Origin of the sequence: Klebsiella sp. A-Nf5 (assembly GCF_002810545.1) — a bacterium.
Classification (GTDB): Bacteria; Pseudomonadota; Gammaproteobacteria; order Enterobacterales; family Enterobacteriaceae; genus Klebsiella; species Klebsiella variicola.
Genome location: NZ_PIOG01000069.1, coordinates 23,922 through 44,938, shown reverse-complemented (window position 1 = coordinate 44,938; position 21,017 = coordinate 23,922). Strand labels below are relative to the sequence as shown.

At 57.7% G+C, this 21,017-nt stretch carries 20 protein-coding genes and 1 other annotated feature; of the genes, 14 read left to right on the top strand and 6 right to left on the bottom strand.

The genetic code is table 11. The annotated features are described in order from the left end of the window. Positions 1 to 3: 3 nt before the first annotated feature. Together lplA and CWM53_RS07855 are read right to left on the bottom strand one after the other, a co-directional pair. Entirely contained in the window at positions 4 to 1,020 is a 1,017-nt protein-coding gene (lplA, locus tag CWM53_RS07860) for a lipoate--protein ligase LplA (protein WP_061155840.1), read from the bottom strand. Further along, positions 1,020 to 1,667: a YtjB family periplasmic protein gene (locus tag CWM53_RS07855; protein WP_012542920.1), complete on the bottom strand. Its 648-nt coding sequence runs from the start codon at positions 1,665 to 1,667 to the stop codon at positions 1,020 to 1,022. Before CWM53_RS07855 ends, lplA begins: the two co-directional genes overlap by 1 nt. Before the next feature lie 104 nt (positions 1,668 to 1,771). Between CWM53_RS07855 and serB the strand changes: the two genes are divergently transcribed. The 3 genes from serB to nadR are packed head-to-tail and all read left to right on the top strand — an operon-like array spanning position 1,772 to position 5,389. Next, complete coding sequence (gene serB, locus CWM53_RS07845) at positions 1,772 to 2,743, top strand: phosphoserine phosphatase (protein ID WP_016160266.1); 972 nt, start codon at positions 1,772 to 1,774, stop codon at positions 2,741 to 2,743. 9 nt (positions 2,744 to 2,752) lie between these two features. Then, positions 2,753 to 4,135, top strand: coding sequence for a DNA repair protein RadA (gene radA / locus CWM53_RS07840; protein WP_061155839.1), 1,383 nt, complete (start codon positions 2,753 to 2,755; stop codon positions 4,133 to 4,135). 21 nt (positions 4,136 to 4,156) lie between these two features. Next, on the top strand, positions 4,157 to 5,389 hold the full coding sequence (nadR, locus tag CWM53_RS07835; RefSeq protein ID WP_002887802.1) for a multifunctional transcriptional regulator/nicotinamide-nucleotide adenylyltransferase/ribosylnicotinamide kinase NadR: 1,233 nt from the start codon (positions 4,157 to 4,159) through the stop codon (positions 5,387 to 5,389). Between the two features lie 93 nt (positions 5,390 to 5,482). Here the strand turns inward: nadR and ettA are convergent, their stop codons facing one another. After that, positions 5,483 to 7,150: an energy-dependent translational throttle protein EttA gene (gene ettA, locus CWM53_RS07830; RefSeq protein WP_061155838.1), complete on the bottom strand. Its 1,668-nt coding sequence runs from the start codon at positions 7,148 to 7,150 to the stop codon at positions 5,483 to 5,485. A 228-nt stretch (positions 7,151 to 7,378) separates the two neighbouring features. Between ettA and sltY the strand changes: the two genes are divergently transcribed. Together sltY and trpR are read left to right on the top strand one after the other, a co-directional pair. Continuing rightward, positions 7,379 to 9,316, top strand: coding sequence for a murein transglycosylase (gene sltY / locus CWM53_RS07820; protein WP_100676449.1), 1,938 nt, complete (start codon positions 7,379 to 7,381; stop codon positions 9,314 to 9,316). A gap of 88 nt (positions 9,317 to 9,404) precedes the next feature. After that, the gene (trpR, locus tag CWM53_RS07815; RefSeq protein ID WP_100676412.1) at positions 9,405 to 9,734 is read left to right on the top strand and encodes a trp operon repressor; all 330 of its coding nucleotides are present in this window, start codon (positions 9,405 to 9,407) and stop codon (positions 9,732 to 9,734) included. Here the strand turns inward: trpR and yjjX are convergent. Continuing rightward, positions 9,721 to 10,236 (bottom strand): inosine/xanthosine triphosphatase, encoded by a 516-nt coding sequence (gene yjjX, locus CWM53_RS07810; RefSeq protein WP_100631977.1) that lies wholly within the window; start codon positions 10,234 to 10,236, stop codon positions 9,721 to 9,723. The genes trpR and yjjX overlap by 14 nt on opposite strands. Positions 10,237 to 10,349: 113 nt before the next feature. Here yjjX and gpmB point away from each other — a divergent pair, with 113 nt between their 5' ends. After that, entirely contained in the window at positions 10,350 to 10,997 is a 648-nt protein-coding gene (gpmB, locus tag CWM53_RS07805) for a 2,3-diphosphoglycerate-dependent phosphoglycerate mutase GpmB (protein ID WP_074387112.1), read from the top strand. On the opposite strand, the gene robA is transcribed toward gpmB, so the two are convergent. Further along, positions 10,994 to 11,863 (bottom strand): MDR efflux pump AcrAB transcriptional activator RobA, encoded by an 870-nt coding sequence (robA, locus tag CWM53_RS07800; RefSeq protein WP_008807515.1) that lies wholly within the window; start codon positions 11,861 to 11,863, stop codon positions 10,994 to 10,996. The two genes, gpmB and robA, sit on opposite strands and share 4 nt — an antisense overlap. A 209-nt stretch (positions 11,864 to 12,072) precedes the next feature. Here robA and creA point away from each other — a divergent pair, with 209 nt between their 5' ends. From creA to creD, 4 genes are all read left to right on the top strand, one after another. Then, a complete protein-coding gene (gene creA / locus CWM53_RS07795) occupies positions 12,073 to 12,546 on the top strand; it encodes a protein CreA (protein ID WP_012542917.1) in 474 nt (157 codons plus the stop codon). A gap of 12 nt (positions 12,547 to 12,558) precedes the next feature. Next, on the top strand, positions 12,559 to 13,248 hold the full coding sequence (creB, locus tag CWM53_RS07790) for a two-component system response regulator CreB (protein ID WP_012542916.1): 690 nt from the start codon (positions 12,559 to 12,561) through the stop codon (positions 13,246 to 13,248). After that, positions 13,248 to 14,672: a two-component system sensor histidine kinase CreC gene (gene creC, locus CWM53_RS07785; protein WP_100730392.1), complete on the top strand. Its 1,425-nt coding sequence runs from the start codon at positions 13,248 to 13,250 to the stop codon at positions 14,670 to 14,672. Before creB ends, creC begins: the two co-directional genes overlap by 1 nt. Before the next feature lie 63 nt (positions 14,673 to 14,735). Next, positions 14,736 to 16,094: a cell envelope integrity protein CreD gene (creD, locus tag CWM53_RS07780; RefSeq protein WP_165784244.1), complete on the top strand. Its 1,359-nt coding sequence runs from the start codon at positions 14,736 to 14,738 to the stop codon at positions 16,092 to 16,094. A 62-nt stretch (positions 16,095 to 16,156) separates the two neighbouring features. On the opposite strand, the gene arcA is transcribed toward creD, so the two are convergent. Then, positions 16,157 to 16,873 carry a two-component system response regulator ArcA gene (arcA, locus tag CWM53_RS07775; RefSeq protein ID WP_002887843.1) on the bottom strand — a complete coding sequence of 239 codons (717 nt, stop codon included), beginning with the start codon at positions 16,871 to 16,873 and terminating at the stop codon, positions 16,157 to 16,159. Positions 16,874 to 16,968: 95 nt separating this feature from the next. Here arcA and yjjY point away from each other — a divergent pair, with 95 nt between their 5' ends. The 4 genes from yjjY (at position 16,969) to thrA (ending at position 21,016) form a co-directional block, all read left to right on the top strand. Beyond that, a complete protein-coding gene (yjjY, locus tag CWM53_RS07770; RefSeq protein WP_001541509.1) occupies positions 16,969 to 17,109 on the top strand; it encodes a protein YjjY in 141 nt (46 codons plus the stop codon). A 396-nt stretch (positions 17,110 to 17,505) separates the two neighbouring features. Beyond that, positions 17,506 to 18,192 carry a tRNA/rRNA methyltransferase gene (locus CWM53_RS07760; protein WP_061155833.1) on the top strand — a complete coding sequence of 229 codons (687 nt, stop codon included), beginning with the start codon at positions 17,506 to 17,508 and terminating at the stop codon, positions 18,190 to 18,192. A gap of 211 nt (positions 18,193 to 18,403) precedes the next feature. After that, positions 18,404 to 18,472: a thr operon leader peptide gene (thrL, locus tag CWM53_RS07755; protein ID WP_004222578.1), complete on the top strand. Its 69-nt coding sequence runs from the start codon at positions 18,404 to 18,406 to the stop codon at positions 18,470 to 18,472. Beyond that, positions 18,411 to 18,528, top strand: a sequence feature (Thr leader region). Its footprint overlaps the gene before it by 62 nt. Before the next feature lie 25 nt (positions 18,529 to 18,553). Then, the gene (gene thrA, locus CWM53_RS07750) at positions 18,554 to 21,016 is read left to right on the top strand and encodes a bifunctional aspartate kinase/homoserine dehydrogenase I (RefSeq protein ID WP_100730391.1); all 2,463 of its coding nucleotides are present in this window, start codon (positions 18,554 to 18,556) and stop codon (positions 21,014 to 21,016) included. Position 21,017: the final 1 nt, after the last annotated feature.

The following is a 21,017-nucleotide window of genomic DNA, read 5'->3' as shown; positions in this document are numbered from 1 at the left end:
TTATTAGCGCACCGCGCCGGCTATCCACGCCGACAGTTCTTTCAGTTCCGCTTCCTGCTCCGGGAAATCGCCGACCAGCGCCTCACACTGTTGCTGCAAGACTTCCGCCCGATACTGACAGCCAACTAAGCGTGCCGCCAGGGCCTCCAGCGGTGCCGGGTTCAGGCTATCGGTAAAGGCTTGCGCGCGGGTGATATGACCTTTCTCGACATCAAAATGCAGCTCAACGCCGCCCCAGCGAAAGCGCTCGTCCAACAGATGAGAGAAGGCCGGCGCCTGACCGAAGTTCCACTCCCAGCTGCTCTGGCGGGCGAAGGTCTCGGCAAAATTCGGCAGGTCCGGCGTGTTGTCCGGGGAGATCACCTCGGCGTCCACCCTTTCGCCGTAATGGCTGAAGAACGCCTCCTGAATCGCCTCGCAAACTTGCTGATGGGTAATGCCCGGCAGCAGATCAACCAGGTTCGCCACGCGACCGCGCACCGAGGTAATGCCTTTAGCCTGTAACTTTTTCTGGTCCGGATTGAGGTAGTTAGCGAGGCGACTTAAATCGGCATTCAGCAGCAGGGTACCGTGATGAAAACCGCGGTCCATGGTTTCGCGATAGGCGGAGCCCGAGACTTTGCGGTCGCCGTTGTCAGTTTTGACCACCAGATCGTTGCGCCCGGAGGCTTCGGCGGTTACGCCGAGCGAATTCAGCGCCGCCAGCACGATAGCGGTGGAGACGGTTTTGTCGTACTCCGGTTTGCCTGCCATAAAGGTAAAGCAGGTATTGCCGAGGTCGTGGAACACCGCGCCGCCGCCGCTGCTGCGACGGGCCAGCCGCACGTGGTCCTCTTCCATGCGTCGGGTATTACACTCCTTCCACGGATTCTGGGCGCGGCCGATGACAACGGTATCGGCATTGCGCCACAGGAACAGCACCCGCTGGGTGGCCGGCATTTGGCGGAAAATACACTCCTCGACCGCCAGGTTGAACCACGGGTCGTAAGAGTCAGAGAGCAGGAGGCGCAATGTGGACATTATAGATTTCCTTTCTTTTCATCGTCTTCATCCTCAACCGGCTTGTTGGCGGTGAGCAGGAAGGGCGATTGCTGCCAGCGGGTGCGTTTGCCCTGCAGCAGCGTGCGGGTCAGCACCACGCCGATAGCCAATGACAGCAACAGCATCAGGCGTAATATATTGGTGGTATTATCCACCTGCTTCGCCTCGGTCGCCAGGGTATGGGTATCGAGGGTCAGACGCAGGTAGCCCAGCGGACCGTTTTTTCCCGGAACCGGCTCGACAATCTGCTGGTTGAAGTAGCCGCCGGCTTTTTTGCCATCCAGCGCCAGCCGGTCGCGAACCTCGACGCTTTCGCCAGAGCGTGCCACCAGGTCGCCCTGTTCGTCATACACGCCGGCGTCCAGTACGCGGCTGTTATGGGTCAGCTGCGTCAACAGTTGATTAATGCGCTTCTCGTCCGGTGTTTCGCTGCGCATCAGCGGTACGAGATTCAGTACCACCTGCTGCGCCAGCGTGCGGGCCAGCTCTTCCAACTGCGGATTGCGTTGTTTCTGACTGTTCTGACTGAACCACGAAGCGCCCTGCATCAATGCGACGAGCAGGGCGAGACAGATAAGGACAATGACCGCACGATGCAGCCGGAATTTCAGTTTTGCGCGAACCATATTCCACCTTTGAAAATTTGCAGCTTAATGTTGCCAGAAGCGCTGGTTACAAGGTAGCCTCATGCGTTATTTTCCTCGCCTGAATGAAGAGATGTGGAGCCGTAATGCCTAACAGTTTGACCTGGTGCGACCTGCCTGAAGACGTTTCCCTGTGGCCTGGGTTGCCGCTTTCCCTGAGCGGCGATGAGGTCATGCCGCTGGATTATCACGCCGGGCGCAGCGGCTGGCTGCTGTACGGGCGTGGGCTGAATAAGCGCCGTCTGACGGACTGGCAGCGCGAGCTGGGCGCCGCGTTAGTGATCGTTGCTTCCTGGGTGGTCGAGGATTACCAGGTGATCCGCCTGGCCGGTTCGCTGACTCCCCGTGCGACGCGACTGGCGCATGAGGCGGGGCTGGACGTCGCGCCATTGGGTAAAATCCCCCATCTGCGCACCCCAGGGCTACTGGTGATGGACATGGACTCCACGGCGATCCAGATCGAATGCATTGATGAGATTGCGAAACTGGCCGGCACCGGCGAGCTGGTCTCGGAAGTGACCGAGCGGGCGATGCGCGGGGAGCTGGACTTCACCGCCAGCCTGCGCCAGCGCGTAGCGACGCTGAAAGATGCGGATGCCAGTATTTTGCTGCAGGTTCGCGACGCGCTGCCGCTGATGCCGGGCCTGGCACAGCTGGTGCTCAAGCTGGAAACGTTGGGCTGGAAAGTGGCGATCGCCTCCGGCGGCTTCACCTTCTTTGCGGAGTACCTGCGCGACAAGCTACATCTCGACGCGGTGTTCGCCAATGAACTGGAGATCCGCGACGGCAAGCTCACCGGCAACGTGCTCGGCGATATCGTCGATGCGAAATATAAAGCCAATACGTTGCGCAAGCTGGCGGAAAAGTATGAGATCCCAACGGCGCAAACTGTGGCTATCGGTGATGGCGCCAACGACCTGCCGATGATTAAGGCGGCAGGCCTCGGCATCGCCTATCACGCGAAGCCTAAAGTGAATGAACAGGCGGAAGTGACTATCCGCCACGCTGACCTGATGGGGGTATTCTGTATTCTCTCGGGCAGCATGAACCAAAAGTAAGAGGTAAACGTGGCGAAAGCTCCAAAACGCGCATTTGTCTGTAATGAATGTGGTGCGGATTATCCGCGCTGGCAGGGGCAGTGCAGCGCCTGCCATGCCTGGAATACCATCACCGAGATGCGCATCGCCGCGTCGCCGCAGGTGGCGAGAAACGAGCGTCTGTCAGGCTATGCCGGTAACGCCGGCGTGTCGAAGGTACAGAAGCTGTCGGACATCAGCCTGGAAGCGCTGCCGCGTTTCTCCACCGGCTTTAAAGAATTTGACCGCGTGCTGGGCGGCGGCGTAGTGCCGGGAAGCGCTATCCTGATTGGCGGCAACCCAGGAGCTGGGAAATCGACGCTGCTGCTGCAAACCCTCTGCAAACTGGCGGAGGGGATGAAAACCCTGTACGTCACCGGGGAGGAGTCCCTACAGCAGGTGGCGATGCGCGCGCATCGTCTCGGATTGCCAACGGCGAACCTGAACATGCTCTCGGAAACCAGCATTGAGCAGATCTGTCAGATTGCCGATGAAGAAAAGCCGCAACTGATGGTGATCGACTCCATTCAGGTGATGCATATGGCTGACGTGCAGTCGTCGCCGGGCAGTGTCGCCCAGGTACGTGAAACCGCAGCCTATCTGACACGCTTTGCCAAAACTCGCGGCGTGGCGATTGTGATGGTCGGCCACGTTACCAAAGACGGCTCGCTGGCCGGTCCGAAGGTGCTGGAACACTGTATCGACTGCTCGGTACTGCTGGACGGCGATGCCGATTCTCGTTTCCGCACCCTGCGCAGCCACAAAAACCGTTTTGGCGCGGTCAATGAACTCGGCGTTTTCGCCATGACCGAGCAGGGCCTGCGCGAAGTCAGCAACCCATCCGCTATCTTCCTCAGCCGGGGAGATGAAGTCACCTCCGGCAGTTCGGTGATGGTGGTCTGGGAAGGGACTCGTCCGCTGCTGGTGGAGATCCAGGCGCTGGTGGATCACTCGATGATGTCCAACCCGCGCCGCGTGGCGGTGGGGCTGGAACAGAACCGTCTGGCGATCCTGCTGGCGGTGCTGCACCGCCACGGCGGCCTGCAGATGGCCGATCAGGACGTCTTCGTCAACGTGGTTGGCGGGGTCAAAGTCACAGAAACCAGCGCCGACCTGGCGCTGCTGCTGGCGATGGTTTCCAGCCTGCGTGACCGCCCGCTGCCGCAGGATCTGGTCGTCTTTGGCGAAGTCGGGCTAGCCGGCGAGATCCGCCCGGTGCCGAGCGGTCAGGAGCGTATCTCCGAAGCGGCGAAGCATGGTTTCCGCCGCGCCATCGTCCCGGCGGCCAATGTGCCGAAAAAAGTGCCGGAAGGCATGCAAATCTTTGGTGTGAAAAAGCTTTCAGACGCGCTAAGCGTTTTTGACGACTTATAATAAGTTAAAAGGAGATTAGCGATGTCGTCATTTGACTATTTAAAAAGCGCCATTAAGCAGAAAGGCTGTACGCTGCAGCAGGTGGCGGAAGCCAGCGGAATGACCAAAGGGTATCTCAGCCAGCTGTTGAACGCCAAAATCAAAAGCCCGAGCGCGCAGAAGCTTGAAGCACTGCATCGTTTTCTCGGGCTGGAGTTTCCCCGCCGACAGAAAAGCGTCGGTGTGGTGTTTGGTAAGTTTTACCCGCTGCATACCGGGCATATTTACCTGATACAGCGCGCCTGTAGTCAGGTCGATGAGCTGCATATCATCATGGGCTATGATGACACCCGCGACCGCGAGCTGTTTGAAGAGAGCGCCATGTCGCAACAGCCGACGGTGCCTGACCGCCTGCGCTGGCTGCTGCAGACCTTTAAATATCAGAAGAATATTCGCATCCACGCCTTCAATGAAGAGGGAATGGAGCCCTATCCGCACGGCTGGGACGTCTGGAGTCATGGGATCCGCGCTTTTATGAGCGAAAAAGGGATCGAGCCGAACCGGATCTATACCTCGGAAGAGGCCGATGCGCCGCAGTACCTTGAGCATCTGGGGATCGAGACGGTGCTTATCGATCCTAAGCGGACCTTTATGAATATTAGCGGCGGGCAGATCCGTGAGAACCCGTTCCGCTACTGGGAATATATTCCGACGGAAGTGAAACCGTTCTTTGTGCGGACGGTGGCGATCCTCGGCGGCGAGTCGAGCGGTAAATCGACGCTGGTCAATAAGCTCGCCAATATCTTCAATACCACCAGCGCCTGGGAGTATGGCAGGGATTATGTCTTTTCGCATCTCGGCGGCGATGAGATGGCGCTCCAGTATTCGGATTACGATAAAATTGCCCTCGGGCATGCGCAGTATATTGATTTTGCAGTGAAATACGCCAACAAAGTGGCATTTATCGATACCGATTTCGTCAGCACTCAGGCCTTCTGCCTGAAGTACGAAGGGCGTGAGCACCCGTTCGTGCAGGCGCTGATTGATGAATACCGTTTCGACCTGGTGATCCTGCTGGAGAACAATACCCCGTGGGTGGCCGATGGACTGCGCAGTCTTGGGAGCTCAGTGGATCGCAAGGAGTTTCAGTCGCTGCTGGTGTCGCTGCTGAAAGAGAACGAGATCGAGTTTGTCCATGTTAAGGAGTCGGACTACGATGCGCGTTTCCTGCGCTGCGTCGAGCTGGTGAAGCAGCTGATGGGGGAGCAGGGGTAGGTCCTCTGCGGGCTGTAGCCCTCACCCCAACCCTCTCCCGGTGGGAGAGGGAGCAAACATTAAAAAAGGCAACCGAAGTTGCCTTTTTGCGTTTTATTTCGCGATACGCTTGTACTTGATTCGCTTCGGCTCCAGCGCGTCGGCGCCGAGGGTGCGTTTCTTGTACTCTTCGTATTCAGTAAAGTTACCTTCGAAGAACTCAACTTTACCTTCATCCTGGTAATCCAGAATGTGGGTGGCGATACGGTCAAGGAACCAGCGGTCGTGCGAGATAACCATCGCGCAGCCCGGGAACTCCAGCAGGGCGTTTTCCAGCGCGCGCAGGGTTTCGATATCCAGGTCGTTGGTGGGTTCATCGAGCAGCAGGACGTTACCGCCCACCTGCAGCAGCTTCGCCAGGTGCAGACGACCGCGTTCACCGCCGGACAGTTCGCCAACGCGTTTACCCTGGTCGACGCCTTTGAAGTTAAAGCGGCCCACGTAGGCGCGGCTCGGCATCTCGGTGTTGCCGATCTTCATGATATCCAGGCCGCCGGACACTTCTTCCCACACGGTCTTGCTGTTGTCCATCGCGTCGCGGAACTGATCGACGGAGGCCAGCTTAACGGTTTCACCCAGGGTGATGGTGCCGGAATCTGGTTGTTCCTGGCCGGACATCATGCGGAACAGGGTGGATTTACCCGCGCCGTTCGGACCGATGATACCGACGATAGCGCCTTTCGGTACCGAGAAGCTCAGATCGTCGATCAGCAGACGGTCGCCGTAGGATTTACGCAGGTTGCTGACTTCCAGAACTTTATCGCCCAGACGCGCGCCTGGCGGAATGAACAGTTCGTTGGTTTCGTTACGTTTCTGGTATTCGACGTTGTTAAGCTCTTCAAAGCGTGCCAGACGGGCTTTGCCCTTGGACTGACGGCCTTTGGCACCTTGGCGAACCCACTCGAGTTCTTTCTCGATAGATTTGCGACGCGCCGCTTCCTGAGACGCTTCCTGTGCCAGGCGCTGATCTTTCTGCTCCAGCCAGGAGGAGTAGTTACCTTCCCATGGAATACCTTCGCCGCGGTCAAGCTCGAGGATCCAGCCGGCGACGTTGTCGAGGAAGTAACGGTCGTGGGTAATCGCTACGACGGTACCTTCAAAGTCGTGCAGGAAGCGTTCCAGCCAGGCGACGGACTCGGCATCCAGGTGGTTAGTCGGTTCGTCGAGCAGCAGCATGTCTGGTTTTTCCAGCAGCAGGCGGCACAGCGCGACGCGGCGGCGTTCACCACCGGAAAGATTAGCGATTTTCGCATCCCAGTCCGGCAGGCGCAGGGCATCGGCCGCGCGCTCAAGCTGCACGTTCAGGTTGTGACCGTCGTGCGCCTGGATAATCTCTTCGAACTTACCTTGCTGGGCGGCAAGCTTATCGAAATCCGCATCCGGCTCGGCGTATTTGGCATAGACTTCGTCCAGACCCTTCAGCGCGTTAACCACTTCGGCGACCGCTTCTTCAACGGACTCGCGCACAGTGTGCTCCGGGTTGAGCTGCGGCTCCTGCGGCAGGTAGCCGATTTTGAGGCCAGGCTGCGGACGCGCTTCACCTTCGATCTCGGTGTCGATACCGGCCATGATGCGCAGCAGGGTAGACTTACCGGCGCCGTTCAGACCGAGCACACCGATTTTCGCGCCAGGGAAGAAGCTGAGGGAGATATTTTTCAAAATATGACGTTTCGGCGGGACCACTTTGCCGACACGATGCATGGTATAAACGAATTGAGCCACGTTGGACTTCGCCTCTTTCTATTTTGATAGATAGTTCAAAGCCGAAGTGTAGCCTTTTTCGCGCGCTAATCCCAGCGAGGCGACAGGATTCACAGAAGCGTAAAAAAATGTCCAGGACATGGCGCGTTTAGCGTTGTCTGATTAGCATAAGTAAAGCTGCCTGTCGAACCGGCAGGGGCTTTTAAGCGGCACGATGCTGCGAAAATGCACCGGAAAGAGGAAGAGCTTGTGGAAAAAGCCAAAAAAATAGCGTGGCATCTTTTGGCTGCCAGCGTTGGTCTGTTGACGTTGAGTCAGCTGGCGCATGCGGATTCACTGGATGAACAACGCAGTCGCTACGCACAAATTAAGCAGGCGTGGGATAGCCGGCAGATGGATGTGGTCGATCAGCTGATGCCCACGTTAAGCACTTATCCCCTGTATCCCTATTTGCAGTACCGGCAGATCACCGACGATCTGATGAACCAGCCGGCGCTGGTAGTGAAAAACTTTATTGACGCCAATCCGACGCTGCCCCCGGCGCGTTCATTACGTTCGCGCTTTGTGAATGAACTGGCCCGGCGCAGCGACTGGCGCGGCCTACTGGCGTTTAGTCCCGATAAGCCGACCAGCACCGAGGCGCAGTGCAACTATTACTACGCCAAGCTGAGCGTAGGGCAGTCGCAGGAAGCCTGGAGCGGGGCGAAAGAGCTGTGGCTGACGGGCAAGAACCAGCCTGGCGCCTGTGAGCCGCTGTTCAGCGCCTGGCGCGACTCCGGACAGCAGGATCCGCTGGCCTATCTCGAACGGATCCGCCTGGCGATGAAGGCCGGCAATATCGGGCTGGTCAGATCGCTGGCTCAGCAGATGCCCGCCAACTATCAGAGCATCGCTTCCGCCGTCGTCGCGCTGGCTAACGATCCAAACAGCGTCCTGACCTTCGCCCGCACCACCGGAGCGACCGACTTTACCCGCCAGATGGCCGCCGTCGCCTTCGCCAGCGTCGCCCGTCAGGATGTGGAAAATGCCCGCCTGATGATCCCTTCGCTGGTGCAGGCTCAGCAGCTCAATGAGGATCAGACTCAGGAGTTACGTGATATTGTCGCCTGGCGCCTGATGGGTACCGATGTGACCGAAGAGCAGGCTATCTGGCGCGATGACGCGATCATGCGCTCACAGTCCACGCCGCTGGTGGAGCGGCGCGTGCGGATGGCGCTGGGAACGGGCGATCGCCATGGCCTGAACACCTGGCTGGCGCGCCTGCCAATGGAGGCGAAAGAGAAAGACGAATGGCGCTACTGGCAAGCGGATCTGCTGCTGGAGCGCGGCAGGGACGAGGAGGCGCAGGCGATCCTTCGCTCGTTGATGCAACAGCGAGGTTTCTACCCGATGGTCGCTGCGCAGCGACTTGGCGAGGAGTATACCTTCCGCATCGATAAAGCCTCGGGAACGATCGATCCAGCGCTGGCTTCCGGTCCGGAGATGGCTCGGGTACGCGAACTGATGTACTGGAATATGGATAACACCGCGCGCACCGAATGGGCGAATCTGGTCACCAGCCGTACCAAATCCCAGCAGGCGCAGCTGGCGCGTTACGCTTTTGATCAGCACTGGTGGGATCTGAGCGTGCAGGCGACGATAGCCGGCAAACTGTGGGATCAGCTGGAGGAGCGCTTCCCGCTGGCGTATAACGATCTGTTCGCGCGTTACATCAGTGGCAAAGATATCCCGCAGAGCTATGCGATGGCGATTGCCCGCCAGGAGAGTGCCTGGAACCCGAAAGTGCGCTCGCCGGTTGGCGCCAGTGGACTGATGCAGATTATGCCGGGCACCGCGACGCATACCGTCAGCATGTTCAGCATTCCCGGCTACAGCGGCCCGTCGCAGCTGCTGGATCCGGAAACCAATATCAATATCGGCACCAGCTATCTGCAGTATGTCTACCAGCAGTTCGGCAATAACCGTATCTATGCCTCGGCGGCCTATAACGCCGGGCCGGGCCGGGTTCGTACCTGGCAGGGGAACAGCGCCGGACGGATCGATGCGGTGGCGTTTATCGAGAGTATTCCGTTCTCGGAAACCCGCGGCTACGTGAAGAATGTCCTCTCCTATGACGCCTACTATCGCTACTTTATGGGCCAGCAGGATAAGCTGTTCAGCGATGCGGAGTGGCGGCAGCGTTACTGATCGCCGGGAAGTATGTTATGCTTTGTACTCGTTGAAGAGTACATTCGACGGGCAGCGTAAGCTGCCCGTCTCAATATGGTGGCGCGATATGACCCAACAATCTCCTTATTCCGCGGCCGTTGCCGAACAACGTCATCAGGAGTGGCTGCGCTTCGTGGCGCTGCTGCAGCAGGCCTATACGGAGGATCTGCATCTGCCATTGCTGCAGCTGATGCTGACACCCGACGAGCGCGAAGCGCTGGGCACCCGGGTGCGCATTATTGAAGAGCTGCTGCGTGGCGAGATGAGCCAGCGCGAGCTGAAAAATGAGCTCGGCGCCGGGATTGCGACCATTACCCGCGGGTCGAACAGCCTGAAATCAGCGCCGGCCGAACTGCGTCAGTGGCTGGAGCAGACGCTGCTGGCTAGCGATAAATAGCGTTATGGAACGGGCTCAACGCCAGCACGACCGCCTGATGGTAAACGCTGCTGCGGGTTAATTTGCCACCGGTGAAAACCCCAATCGCTCCCTCTTTACGACCGATCTGGTCGATGCCGGTATACTGCGACATGACCGGTCCCAGGGCTTCACCAGCGCGAACCTGCTCAAGAATAACCTCAGGTAACGGCAGCGTGGCTGAGCGCGCTTCTCCGCGCCGATCAGCGCTTTCAATGACCACCCAGCTAAAGGTGCTGCCATCGTCGATACCGGCCTCAATGGCCACCCAGAAATCGGCATCGGGCTGGGCGAGGCGCGCATTGGCGACACGATTTCGTGCGCCAGCGCGCGTTTCCTCGCTGCCGAAGGGCTGTTCCGGCACGCCGCTCTCGACGGAGACGGACTCAATATGGCAGGATCCTTCGCCGAAAATCTCGTTAAAAGCCTGCAGAATTGCCTGAATTTTGGCGGGATTAGTGGTCGCTGAGACAACATGGTGCATAATCAAAACAACTCAGAATAAACTAACGTCATCGCAGTATACTCTAAATCACCCTCAGGGCAGGCGGTAATGCCCTAAGCTGGTTGATGACGAGTTCAGAACGGAATAAAAGCATGTTACAGGTATACCTTGTTCGCCACGGTGAAACGCAGTGGAACGCCGAGCGACGTATTCAGGGTCAGTCCGATAGCCCGCTGACCGCACACGGTGAGCGCCAGGCCTGGCAGGTTGGCGAGCGCGCCAGAACGCTGGGGATCACCCATATCATTACCAGCGATCTGGGGCGAACCCGCCGTACAGCAGAGATTATCGCCGAAGCCTGTGGTTGCAGCGTGATCGCCGATGCGCGTCTGCGCGAGCTGGATATGGGGGTGCTGGAGAAGCGCCATATCGACTCGCTCAGCGAAGAGGAAGAGGGCTGGCGTCGCCAGCTGGTCAACGGCACGCCGGATGGTCGTATTCCGCAGGGCGAATCGATGCAGGAGCTCAGCGAGCGAATGCATGCGGCGCTGGCATCCTGTCTGGAGTTACCGGCCGGTAGCCGACCGCTGCTGGTGAGTCATGGTATGGCGCTGGGCTGCCTGGTGAGCACGATTTTAGGGCTGCCGGCATACGCTGAGCGTCGTCTGCGACTGCGCAACTGCTCTATCTCGCGCGTTGACTATCAGCAAAGCCCGTGGCTGGCTTCCGGCTGGGTGGTGGAAACGGCGGGCGACGTCTCGCATCTTGACGCCCCCGCGATGGACGAGCTGCAGCGTTAACGACGAATCGGGATCAGATACTCGCAGCGTAACTGAATCGGCGTAGCCTGATCCCGGTTTTCATCCTCAGGGTAGAAGCGTTCAATATCCAGCCCCTTGCGACGGGTCAGGTTTAGCATCGGCATGCAGGTGCCGTAGACCGTCAGGATGAATTCCTGCAGGCCGGTGCCCAGCCCTTCATACGTAAACATGACATACTCGCCGCCCTCCAGGGTGACCGGGTGGGCGTTCTGCAGATGGCCATTAGCCATCTCCGGCGTCAGCGCGGTGGTATAGAACACTTCCTGCTCATCGTCTTTCTCCAGGCTCGGACGCGGCTCATGCAGCCCGTAGAGCACCGGAGGGATCGACGGCGAATTACCGAGGAAGTCCCGCCAGAACTGGACGCGCATCTGATTGCGGAAATCGGAGATTTCCTCGAGCTTACAGGTATAGCTCTGGGTGACGCCGAGCAACTGAGTGGTAGGCAGGGCGACAAATTCATGTTTTGGCAGCGTGAATTCGCCAAGACGCAGCGGCGGACGCATACCGAACGAGCTCCAGTCCGGTGAGCGGCGGTAGAGCGCCGGCGTCAGCGAGAACTGCTTTTTAAATGCCCGGGTGAAGGTCTGCTGTGAGTCGAAACGGTACTGAAGCGCAATATCAAGGATTGGACGGGCGGTAAGACGTAATGCGACAGCAGATTTCGATAACCGGCGCGCGCGAATATAGGCACCGATGGCATGGCCGGTGACATCCTTAAACATTCGCTGTAAATGCCACTTGGAATAACCTGCCTTCGCCGCCACATTGTCCAGAGAAAGCGGCTGATCCAGGTGACCTTCCAGCCAGCTAAGGAGATCGCGAATAATCCCTGCTTGATCCATAAAATGTCCCCATCCTTAAACACAGGTGCCTGATATTAAAGTAGCGGATAATAGCATTTTTTGATGTTTTAGCATTCAGTGTTTTTTTTGCTTTTAAATGCGGAAGGTCAGTGGAGCTGAACGATAATTTTGTAAAGCTGTGATCTATAAACCTTTTCTGCTAAGTGCGTGATAATCACTCAGCTATATTTTTTAATAATGGTAACAATATGAAATACAAGAAGTTTGCGATGGGCCTGCTGCTGCTGGCCGGCTGCCAGATGGCTCAGGCGGAGCAGATTGGTTCCGTGGATACGGTCTTCAAATGGTTAGGGCCGGATCACAAAATTGTCGTCGAAGCCTTTGACGATCCGGATGTGCAGAACGTGACCTGCTATATCAGCCGGGCGAAAACCGGCGGGATCAAGGGCGGGTTGGGGCTGGCGGAAGATACCTCCGACGCGGCCATCTCCTGCCAGCAGGTTGGGCCGATTGAGCTGACGGACAAAATCAAAAACGGCAAAAGCCAGGGCGACGTGGTGTTCCAGAAGCGCACCTCGCTGGTGTTTAAAAAACTGCAGGTCGTTCGCTTCTATGATGCCAAGCGCAATGCGCTGGTCTATCTGACCTACTCGGATAAAGTGGTTGATGGCTCGCCGAAGAACGCCATCAGCGCCGTGCCGATCATGCCATGGAATAAATAAACGGGAGCGCGCATGCAGCAGCCACGGATTTGGTTAGTTGAGGATGAACAGAGTATCGCTGATACCCTGGTTTATATGCTGCAGCAGGAGGGCTTCCAGGTCACCGTCTTTGGCCGCGGATTGCCCGCGCTGGAGGCGGCGGCGCATCAGGCCCCCGATGTCGCCATCCTCGACGTCGGCTTGCCGGATATCAGCGGCTTTGAGCTCTGTCGGCGCCTGCTGACGCGTTATCCGGCGCTGCCGGTGTTGTTTCTGACGGCGCGGAGCGACGAGGTCGATAAGCTGCTTGGGCTGGAAATCGGCGCAGACGATTATATCGCCAAGCCGTTTTCGCCGCGCGAAGTCTGCGCGCGGGTGCGAACCGTGCTGCGGCGACTGCAGAAATTTGCCGCGCCTTCACCGGTGGTACGCGTCGGCGAGTTTGTGCTCGATGAGCAGGCGGCGTCGATAAGCTGGTTCGGCCAGCCGCTGAACCTGACGCGCTACGAATTCCTGCTGTTGAAAACCCTGCTGCATGCGCCCGGTCGCGTCTTCTCCCGTCAGCAACTGATGGAGTTGGTGTGGAGCGATGCCTGGGAAAGCCTCGACCGTACCGTCGATACCCATATCAAAACCCTGCGCGCCAAGCTGCGGGCAGTGAATCCTGAGGTTACGCCGATCAATACCCATCGCGGCATGGGCTACAGCCTGGGGCGTGGCTGATGCGCATTGGCATGCGCCTGCTGCTGGGCTATTTTCTTATCGTCGCTATCGCCGCGTGGTTTGTGCTGTCGATCTTTGTCCAGGAAGTGAAGCCGGGCGTGCGCCGGGCGACGGAGGGGACACTCAACGATACCGCCACCCTGCTGGCGGCGCTGGCGCGTGAAGACCTGCTGGCGGCAAACCCGCAGCAGGGCAGGCTGGCCCAGGCCTTTCAACAGCTCAACCAGCAGCCTCTCAACGCTCATATTGGCGGAATTAAAAAGGTGCGTAATGAGTACCGTGTCTATCTGACTGATGCCAGGGGCAAAGTGGTGTTTGACTCCAGCGGGCAGGCGACAGGGCAGGACTATTCGCGCTGGAACGACGTCTGGCTCACCTTGCGCGGCCAGTACGGCGCGCGCAGTACACGCAGCGATCCGCATGATGAAACCAGCTCAGTCATGTATATCGCCGCGCCAGTGATGGATGAGGGGCGGATTATCGGCGTGCTGAGCGTCGGTAAACCCAACCTGGCGATGACGCCGGTCATTAAGCGCAGCGAGCGGCGGATCCTCTGGGCCGGTGGCGCCCTGCTGGGCATTGCGCTGTTGATTGGCTGCGGCGTCGTCTGGTGGATCAATTTTTCTATCGGCAAGCTGGTGCGCTATGCGGATTCGGTGACCGCGGAGCGTCCGCTGCCGCTGCCTGAGGTGGGCAGCAGCGAACTGCGCAAGCTGGCGCAGGCCCTGGAGAGCATGCGGGTGAAGCTCGAGGGCAAAAATGCCATCGAAAACTATGTCTATGACCTGACTCACGAGCTGAAGAGCCCGCTGGCGGCCATCCGCGGTGCGGCGGAGATCCTGCGTGAAGGGCCTCCGCCTGAGGTAGCGGCGCGGTTTACCGCCAATATCCTCGCGCAGAACACCCGGATGCAGCTGTTGGTAGAGCGATTGCTCCAGCAGGCGCGACTGGAAAACCAGCTGGAGATAAGGCGGCAGCCGGTATCGGTTGACGCGCTATTCCAACGCCTTACGGAGGAGCGCGACATCGCCCTGGCGACGAAAGCCATCACTCTGCGCTGGCAGACGTGCGGGATAACGGTCAATGGTGATGGCGAACTGCTGGCCCAGGCGCTGGGTAACCTGCTCGACAACGCGATTGATTTTACCCCCCAGGGCGGCGAGATCGTCCTGGCCGTGGAGAAGCGGAATGAAGAGGTGCAACTGAGCGTCATCGATAACGGGTGTGGTATTCCGGACTATGCGCAGGCGTGTATTTTTGAACGCTTCTACTCGCTGCCGCGCGAAGATGGCCATAAGAGCAGCGGCCTTGGGCTGGCGTTCGTTCGTGAAGTGGCGCGCCTGCATCAGGGCGATATTCGTCTGCACAATCGCCCCGAAGGCGGTGCGGTCGCCACGCTGCGACTTCACCGTCCCTTCACATAGCTTCAAATTCCCCCCACATAGCCGCCCTACAGTGAGGAGGCCATCACGATAGGGAGAAAGGCTATGTTGAAATCACCGTTATTCTGGAAAATCACCACGTTAATCGGTTGTGTTGTGCTGTTATCTTTGCCGCTAATGATGGTCAGGGAGCTTATTAATGAGCGGGCGGATTATCGCAGCGAGGTGGTGGACGCCATTGAGCAGAGCACCAGCGGCTCGCAAAAACTCGCCGGGCCGCTGATCGCCATTCCGGTGACCGAGACCCTGACCCGCATGGAGAACCAAAAAGAGGTCGAATATCAGCGGCGCTGGGAGTACTACTGGCTGCCGGAGTCGTTGGCGGTCAACGGCAAACAGACCGTGGAGTCGCGGAGGGTAGGCATCTACAGCGGCCAGGTCTGGCATAACGCCCTGCAGATTAAGGCCTCGTTTGATCCGCTGCGTCTGGCGGCGTTGAGAAAATCGAATATTGTCCTGGGCCAGCCGCGGCTGGTGGTGAGCGTCGGCGATGCCCGCGGCATTGGCGCCATCCATGCCCCGGAGGTCAACGGTAACGTATTAAGCGTGGAGCCGGGGCTGGGGATAAGTGGCGATGGCGCAGGTATTCATATGCCGATGCCTGCGCTGGCGGAGGACAACAAGCCGCTTGAGATAGCCTTTTCTCTCGATCTGAACGGGACGGGAGAATTTTCACTGGTGCCGATCGGGCGTAACAGCGAGCTGCAGTTGACCAGTAACTGGCCGCATCCCGGCTTTCTCGGCAGCTTCCTGCCAACGCAACGGGAAGTGAGTGCTGCCGGCTATCGCGCCCACTGGCAAAGCAGCTGGTTCGCTAACGATATGGGGAGCTATTTTAAGGATGATATGGAGATCCCGTGGTCGCGGCTGCCAGCGTTCAGTGCCGATGTGATGACGCTTGCCGACCAGTACCAGCTAACCGACCGGGCAACAAAATACGCCATCCTGTTAATCGGGCTGACCTTTATGGCCTTTTTCGTGTTCGAGAGCCTGACTCATCGTCCCCTGCATCCAATGCAGTATCTGCTGGTGGGCCTGTCGCTGGTGCTGTTTTACCTGGTGCTGCTGGCGCTCTCGGAGCACGTTGGGTTTACCGCCGCCTGGCTGGCGGCCAGCCTGTCCGGCGCGGTGATGAACGGGGTCTATTTACAGGCAGTGCTCAGGGGATGGCGTAACAGCCTGCTGTTTGTCGCCGCGCTGCTACTGCTGGATGGGGTGATGTGGTTGCTGCTGCATTCCGAGGACAGCGCGCTGCTGCTGGGTACCGGGGTACTGGCGCTGGCGCTGAGCGTCCTGATGTTTTTGACCCGCCGGGTGGACTGGTATGCGTTATCGTTACCGAAAGGCAGTGCGCCTCCGCCGCCGACTGCCGATGATGACAAGCTGCGCCTCTGGAAAGAGTGACGGCATAAAAAACGGCGCCCTTGGGGCGCCGTTTTCACATCATGGCTGCGGAATAAAACGCATTATTCCTGCAGATCGCCACAGAAACGGTAGCCTTCACCGTGAATAGTGGCGATGATTTCCGGGGTATCCGGAGTAGACTCGAAGTGTTTACGAATCCGACGAATGGTCACATCAACGGTACGGTCATGCGGCTTCAGCTCACGACCGGTCATTTTCTTCAGCAGCTCGGCGCGAGACTGAATTTTGCCCGGGTTTTCGCAGAAGTGCAGCATCGCGCGGAATTCACTGCGCGGCAGCTTGTACTGCTCGCCGTTCGGGCTCACCAGTGAGCGGCTGTTGATATCGAGTTCCCAACCATTGAACTTGTAGCTCTCCACGCTGCGGCGCTCTTCGCTCACGGTACCGAGATTCATGGTACGGGAGAGCAGGTTGCGCGCGCGGATAGTCAGTTCACGCGGGTTAAACGGTTTAGTGATATAGTCGTCAGCGCCGATTTCGAGGCCAAGGATCTTATCCACTTCGTTGTCGCGGCCGGTTAAAAACATCAGCGCGACGTCAGCCTGCTCACGCAACTCGCGCGCCAGCAGAAGACCATTTTTACCCGGCAGGTTGATATCCATGATCACCAGGTTGATATCATTTTCAGACAGGATCTGATGCATTTCCGCGCCATCGGTCGCTTCGAATACATCGTAACCTTCTGCTTCGAAAATACTTTTTAACGTGTTGCGTGTTACCAACTCGTCTTCAACGATAAGAATGTGCGGGGTCTGCATGTTTGCTACCTAAATTGCCAACTAAATCGAAACAGGAAGTACCAAAGTCCCTGACCTGCCTGCTGCATGTCGCAAATTAACATGCGCGGCGTAACATGACTAAAGTACGTAATTGCGTTCTTGATGCACTTTCCATCAACGTCAACAACATCATTAGCTTGGTCGTGGGTACTTTCCCTCTGGACCCGACGGTGTCAAAAACGGCTGTCATCCTAACCATTTTAACAGCAACATAACAGGCTAAGAGAGGCCGAACACCCAATAAAACTACGCTTCGTTGACATATATCAAGTTCAATTGTAGCACGTTAACAGTCTTGTGAAATCATTGCATCGTCATGCTCTTTATAGTCACAATCCTTACACAGCTCAACTAGTTGCGTGGATAAATTAATAAATACAGTGAATCCAATGCGTGGAACGATGCCTCAGATGAAATTTCATTGCCCATCATATGGATAAATGGGTTCTGTTAACATACTTCTTGTCATGGCCTCCTGAGAACAGTTTAGATTTTTTTATGGGTAAGCAAACGCAATTTTAGTGATTTTTGTTGCAAATTTGTAAATTTTCACCGCGTAAAATGGTGCGGCCAGCGCTTCGCCAACGCCTGAGAGAGAGAAAGAAACTGCAATGCGTTTAACGATCATTTTAGTGGCCCCAGCCCGGGCAGAAAACGTCGGCGCCGCCGCCAGAGCGATGAAAACCATGGGATTTCGCGATCTACGGATCGTGGACAGTGAAGCCCACCTGGCGCCGGCGGCACGCTGGGTGGCGCATGGCTCAGGCGACATCCTCGATGGCATCACCACCTATCCAACCCTTGCCGAAGCGCTGCACGACGTCGATTTTACCGTCGCCACCACCGCCCGTAGTCGCGCGCGGTTTCACTATTACGCCACGCCGCAGCAGCTGTTACCTCTGCTGGAGGAGAAGGCGCAGTGGATGACGCATGCGGCGCTGGTATTTGGCCGTGAAGACTCCGGGTTGAGCAACGAGGAGCTGGCCCTGGCCGATGTGCTCACCGGCGTGCCGATGGTGGCGGATTATCCGTCGCTGAATCTCGGCCAGTCGGTGATGGTCTACTGTTATCAATTAGCATCGCTTATGCAACAAACGGCGCCCACCGCCGCCGCCGCAGACCATCATCAGCTGCAGGCGTTACGCGTCCGCACCGAGGCATTACTTTCGCGTTTAGGCGTGGAGGAGGATGCCAAACTGGTCGACTGGCTGGCGCAACGAATGGGGCTGCTGCAGCAGCGTGACACGGCAATGTTGCATCGATTGCTGCATGATATTGAAAAAAACCTCCCAGAATAAAGCTCTGTAATATTTTTTAATTATGGTTATCTGTGCTGTTTTTGAGGGTCGGGTTCCGCCGATCTGGATGTTTTTTCTTGCCGTGACGGCGCAATACGCAAGCTGGCTGAAATAGGGTTAATTGAGAAATTCATTGACTTAAGAAGGCAGATACTTTAACCAATATAGGCAGGACACACAGACAGATAAAAATACAGAGTACACAACATCCATGAATCGCATCGGCATGATTACCACCATTATCACCACCACCATTACCACAGGTAACGGTGCGGGCTGACGCGTACAGGAAACACAGAAAAAAGCCCGCACCTGAACAGTGCGGGCTTTTTTTTTGACAAGAGATCAAGGGGTAAGAACCATGCGAGTGTTGAAGTTCGGCGGTACATCAGTGGCAAATGCGGAACGTTTTCTGCGGGTTGCCGATATTCTGGAGAGTAATGCCAGGCAGGGGCAGGTAGCGACCGTACTGTCTGCCCCGGCGAAGATCACCAACCATCTGGTGGCGATGATTGAAAAAACGATCGGTGGCCAGGATGCCCTCCCGAATATTACCGACGCTGAACGCATTTTTGCCGAACTTCTTCAGGGCCTTGCCGATGCCCAGCCCGCTTTCCCGCTTGCCCAGCTGAAAGCCTTCGTTGAGCAGGAATTTGCTCAGATTAAGCATGTCCTGCACGGCATCAGCCTGCTGGGCCAGTGCCCGGACGGAGTGAACGCCGCGCTGATCTGCCGTGGCGAAAAGCTCTCCATCGCCATCATGGCGGGTCTGCTGGAAGCCCGTGGTCATAAAGTCAGTGTGATTAACCCGGTCGAAAAACTGCTCGCGGTGGGCCACTATCTGGAATCCACGGTCGATATCGCCGAATCCACCCGCCGCATTGCCGCCAGCCAGATCCCGGCAGACCATATGATCCTGATGGCCGGATTTACCGCTGGCAATGAGAAGGGCGAACTGGTGGTGCTGGGGCGTAACGGCTCCGACTATTCGGCTGCGGTACTGGCCGCCTGCCTGCGCGCGGACTGTTGCGAAATCTGGACCGATGTCGACGGGGTGTATACCTGCGATCCGCGCCAGGTGCCAGATGCGCGTCTGCTGAAATCAATGTCTTATCAGGAGGCGATGGAGCTCTCCTACTTTGGCGCGAAAGTGCTGCATCCGCGCACCATTGCCCCTATCGCTCAGTTTCAGATCCCATGCCTGATCAAAAATACCGGCAACCCGCAGGCGCCGGGAACGCTCATTGGCGCCAGTCGCGATGAAGACGATCTGCCGGTGAAAGGCATCTCTAACCTCAACAATATGGCGATGTTCAACGTCTCCGGTCCGGGGATGAAAGGGATGGTCGGTATGGCGGCCCGCGTCTTCGCCACCATGTCCCGCGCTGGCATCTCGGTGGTATTGATCACCCAATCCTCTTCGGAGTACAGCATCAGTTTCTGCGTGCCGCAGAGCGATTGCGCTCGTGCCAAACGGGCGATGGAAGATGAGTTTTATCTCGAGCTGAAAGAGGGGCTGCTGGAGCCGCTGGCCATTATGGAGCGTCTGGCCATCATCTCCGTGGTGGGCGACGGGATGCGTACCTTGCGCGGTATCTCGGCGAAATTTTTTGCAGCGCTGGCCCGCGCCAATATCAATATCGTGGCGATTGCCCAGGGCTCTTCCGAGCGCTCTATTTCGGTGGTAGTCAGCAATGACGACGCCACCACCGGCGTGCGCGTGACCCATCAGATGCTGTTCAACACCGACCAGGTGATTGAAGTATTCGTCATCGGCGTCGGCGGCGTCGGCGGCGCGCTGCTGGAGCAGATCAAGCGCCAGCAGGGGTGGCTGAAGAACAAACATATCGATCTGCGCGTTTGCGGTGTAGCCAATTCTCAGGCGCTGCTGACCAGCGTTCATGGCCTGAATCTGGAGAACTGGAGTGAAGCGCTGGCGGAGGCGAAAGAGCCGTTTAATCTTGGCCGCCTGATCCGTCTGGTGAAAGAGTACCACCTGCTCAATCCGGTGATCGTCGACTGTACCTCCAGCCAGGCGGTCGCCGATCAGTACGCCGACTTCCTGCGCGAAGGTTTCCATGTGGTGACGCCGAACAAAAAGGCCAATACCTCTTCGCTGGATTACTATCACCAGTTGCGCCATGCGGCCAGCAGCTCGCGCCGCAAGTTCCTCTATGACACTAACGTTGGCGCTGGCCTGCCGGTGATTGAGAACCTGCAGAACCTGCTCAACGCCGGCGATGAGCTGCGCCACTTCTCCGGGATCCTTTCCGGCTCTCTGTCCTTTATCTTCGGCAAGCTGGACGAGGGGGTGAGTTTCTCAGCCGCGACGGCGCTGGCCCGTGAGATGGGGTATACCGAGCCGGATCCGCGCGACGATTTATCCGGGGTGGATGTCGCGCGTAAGCTGTTGATTCTGGCCCGTGAGACCGGGCGTGAACTGGAGCTGTCGGACATTATCGTGGAGTCGGCGCTGCCGGCGGACTTCGACGCCAGCGGCGACGTCGGCACCTTTATGGCCCGTCTGCCCTCGCTGGACGATGGGTTTGCCTCGCGGGTTGCTAAGGCACGTGATGAAGGTAAAGTCTTGCGCTACGTCGGTAACATCGAAGAGGATGGTACCTGCCGCGTGAAAATTGCCGCCGTTGACGGCAACGATCCGTTATTCAAAGTCAAAAATGGTGAGAACGCGCTGGCCTTTTACAGCCACTATTATCAGCCACTGCCGCTGGTGCTGCGCGGCTATGGTGCCGGGAACGACGTCACGGCGGCCGGCGTATTTGCCGACCTGCTGCGCACCTTGTCCTGGAAGTTAGGAGTTTAAG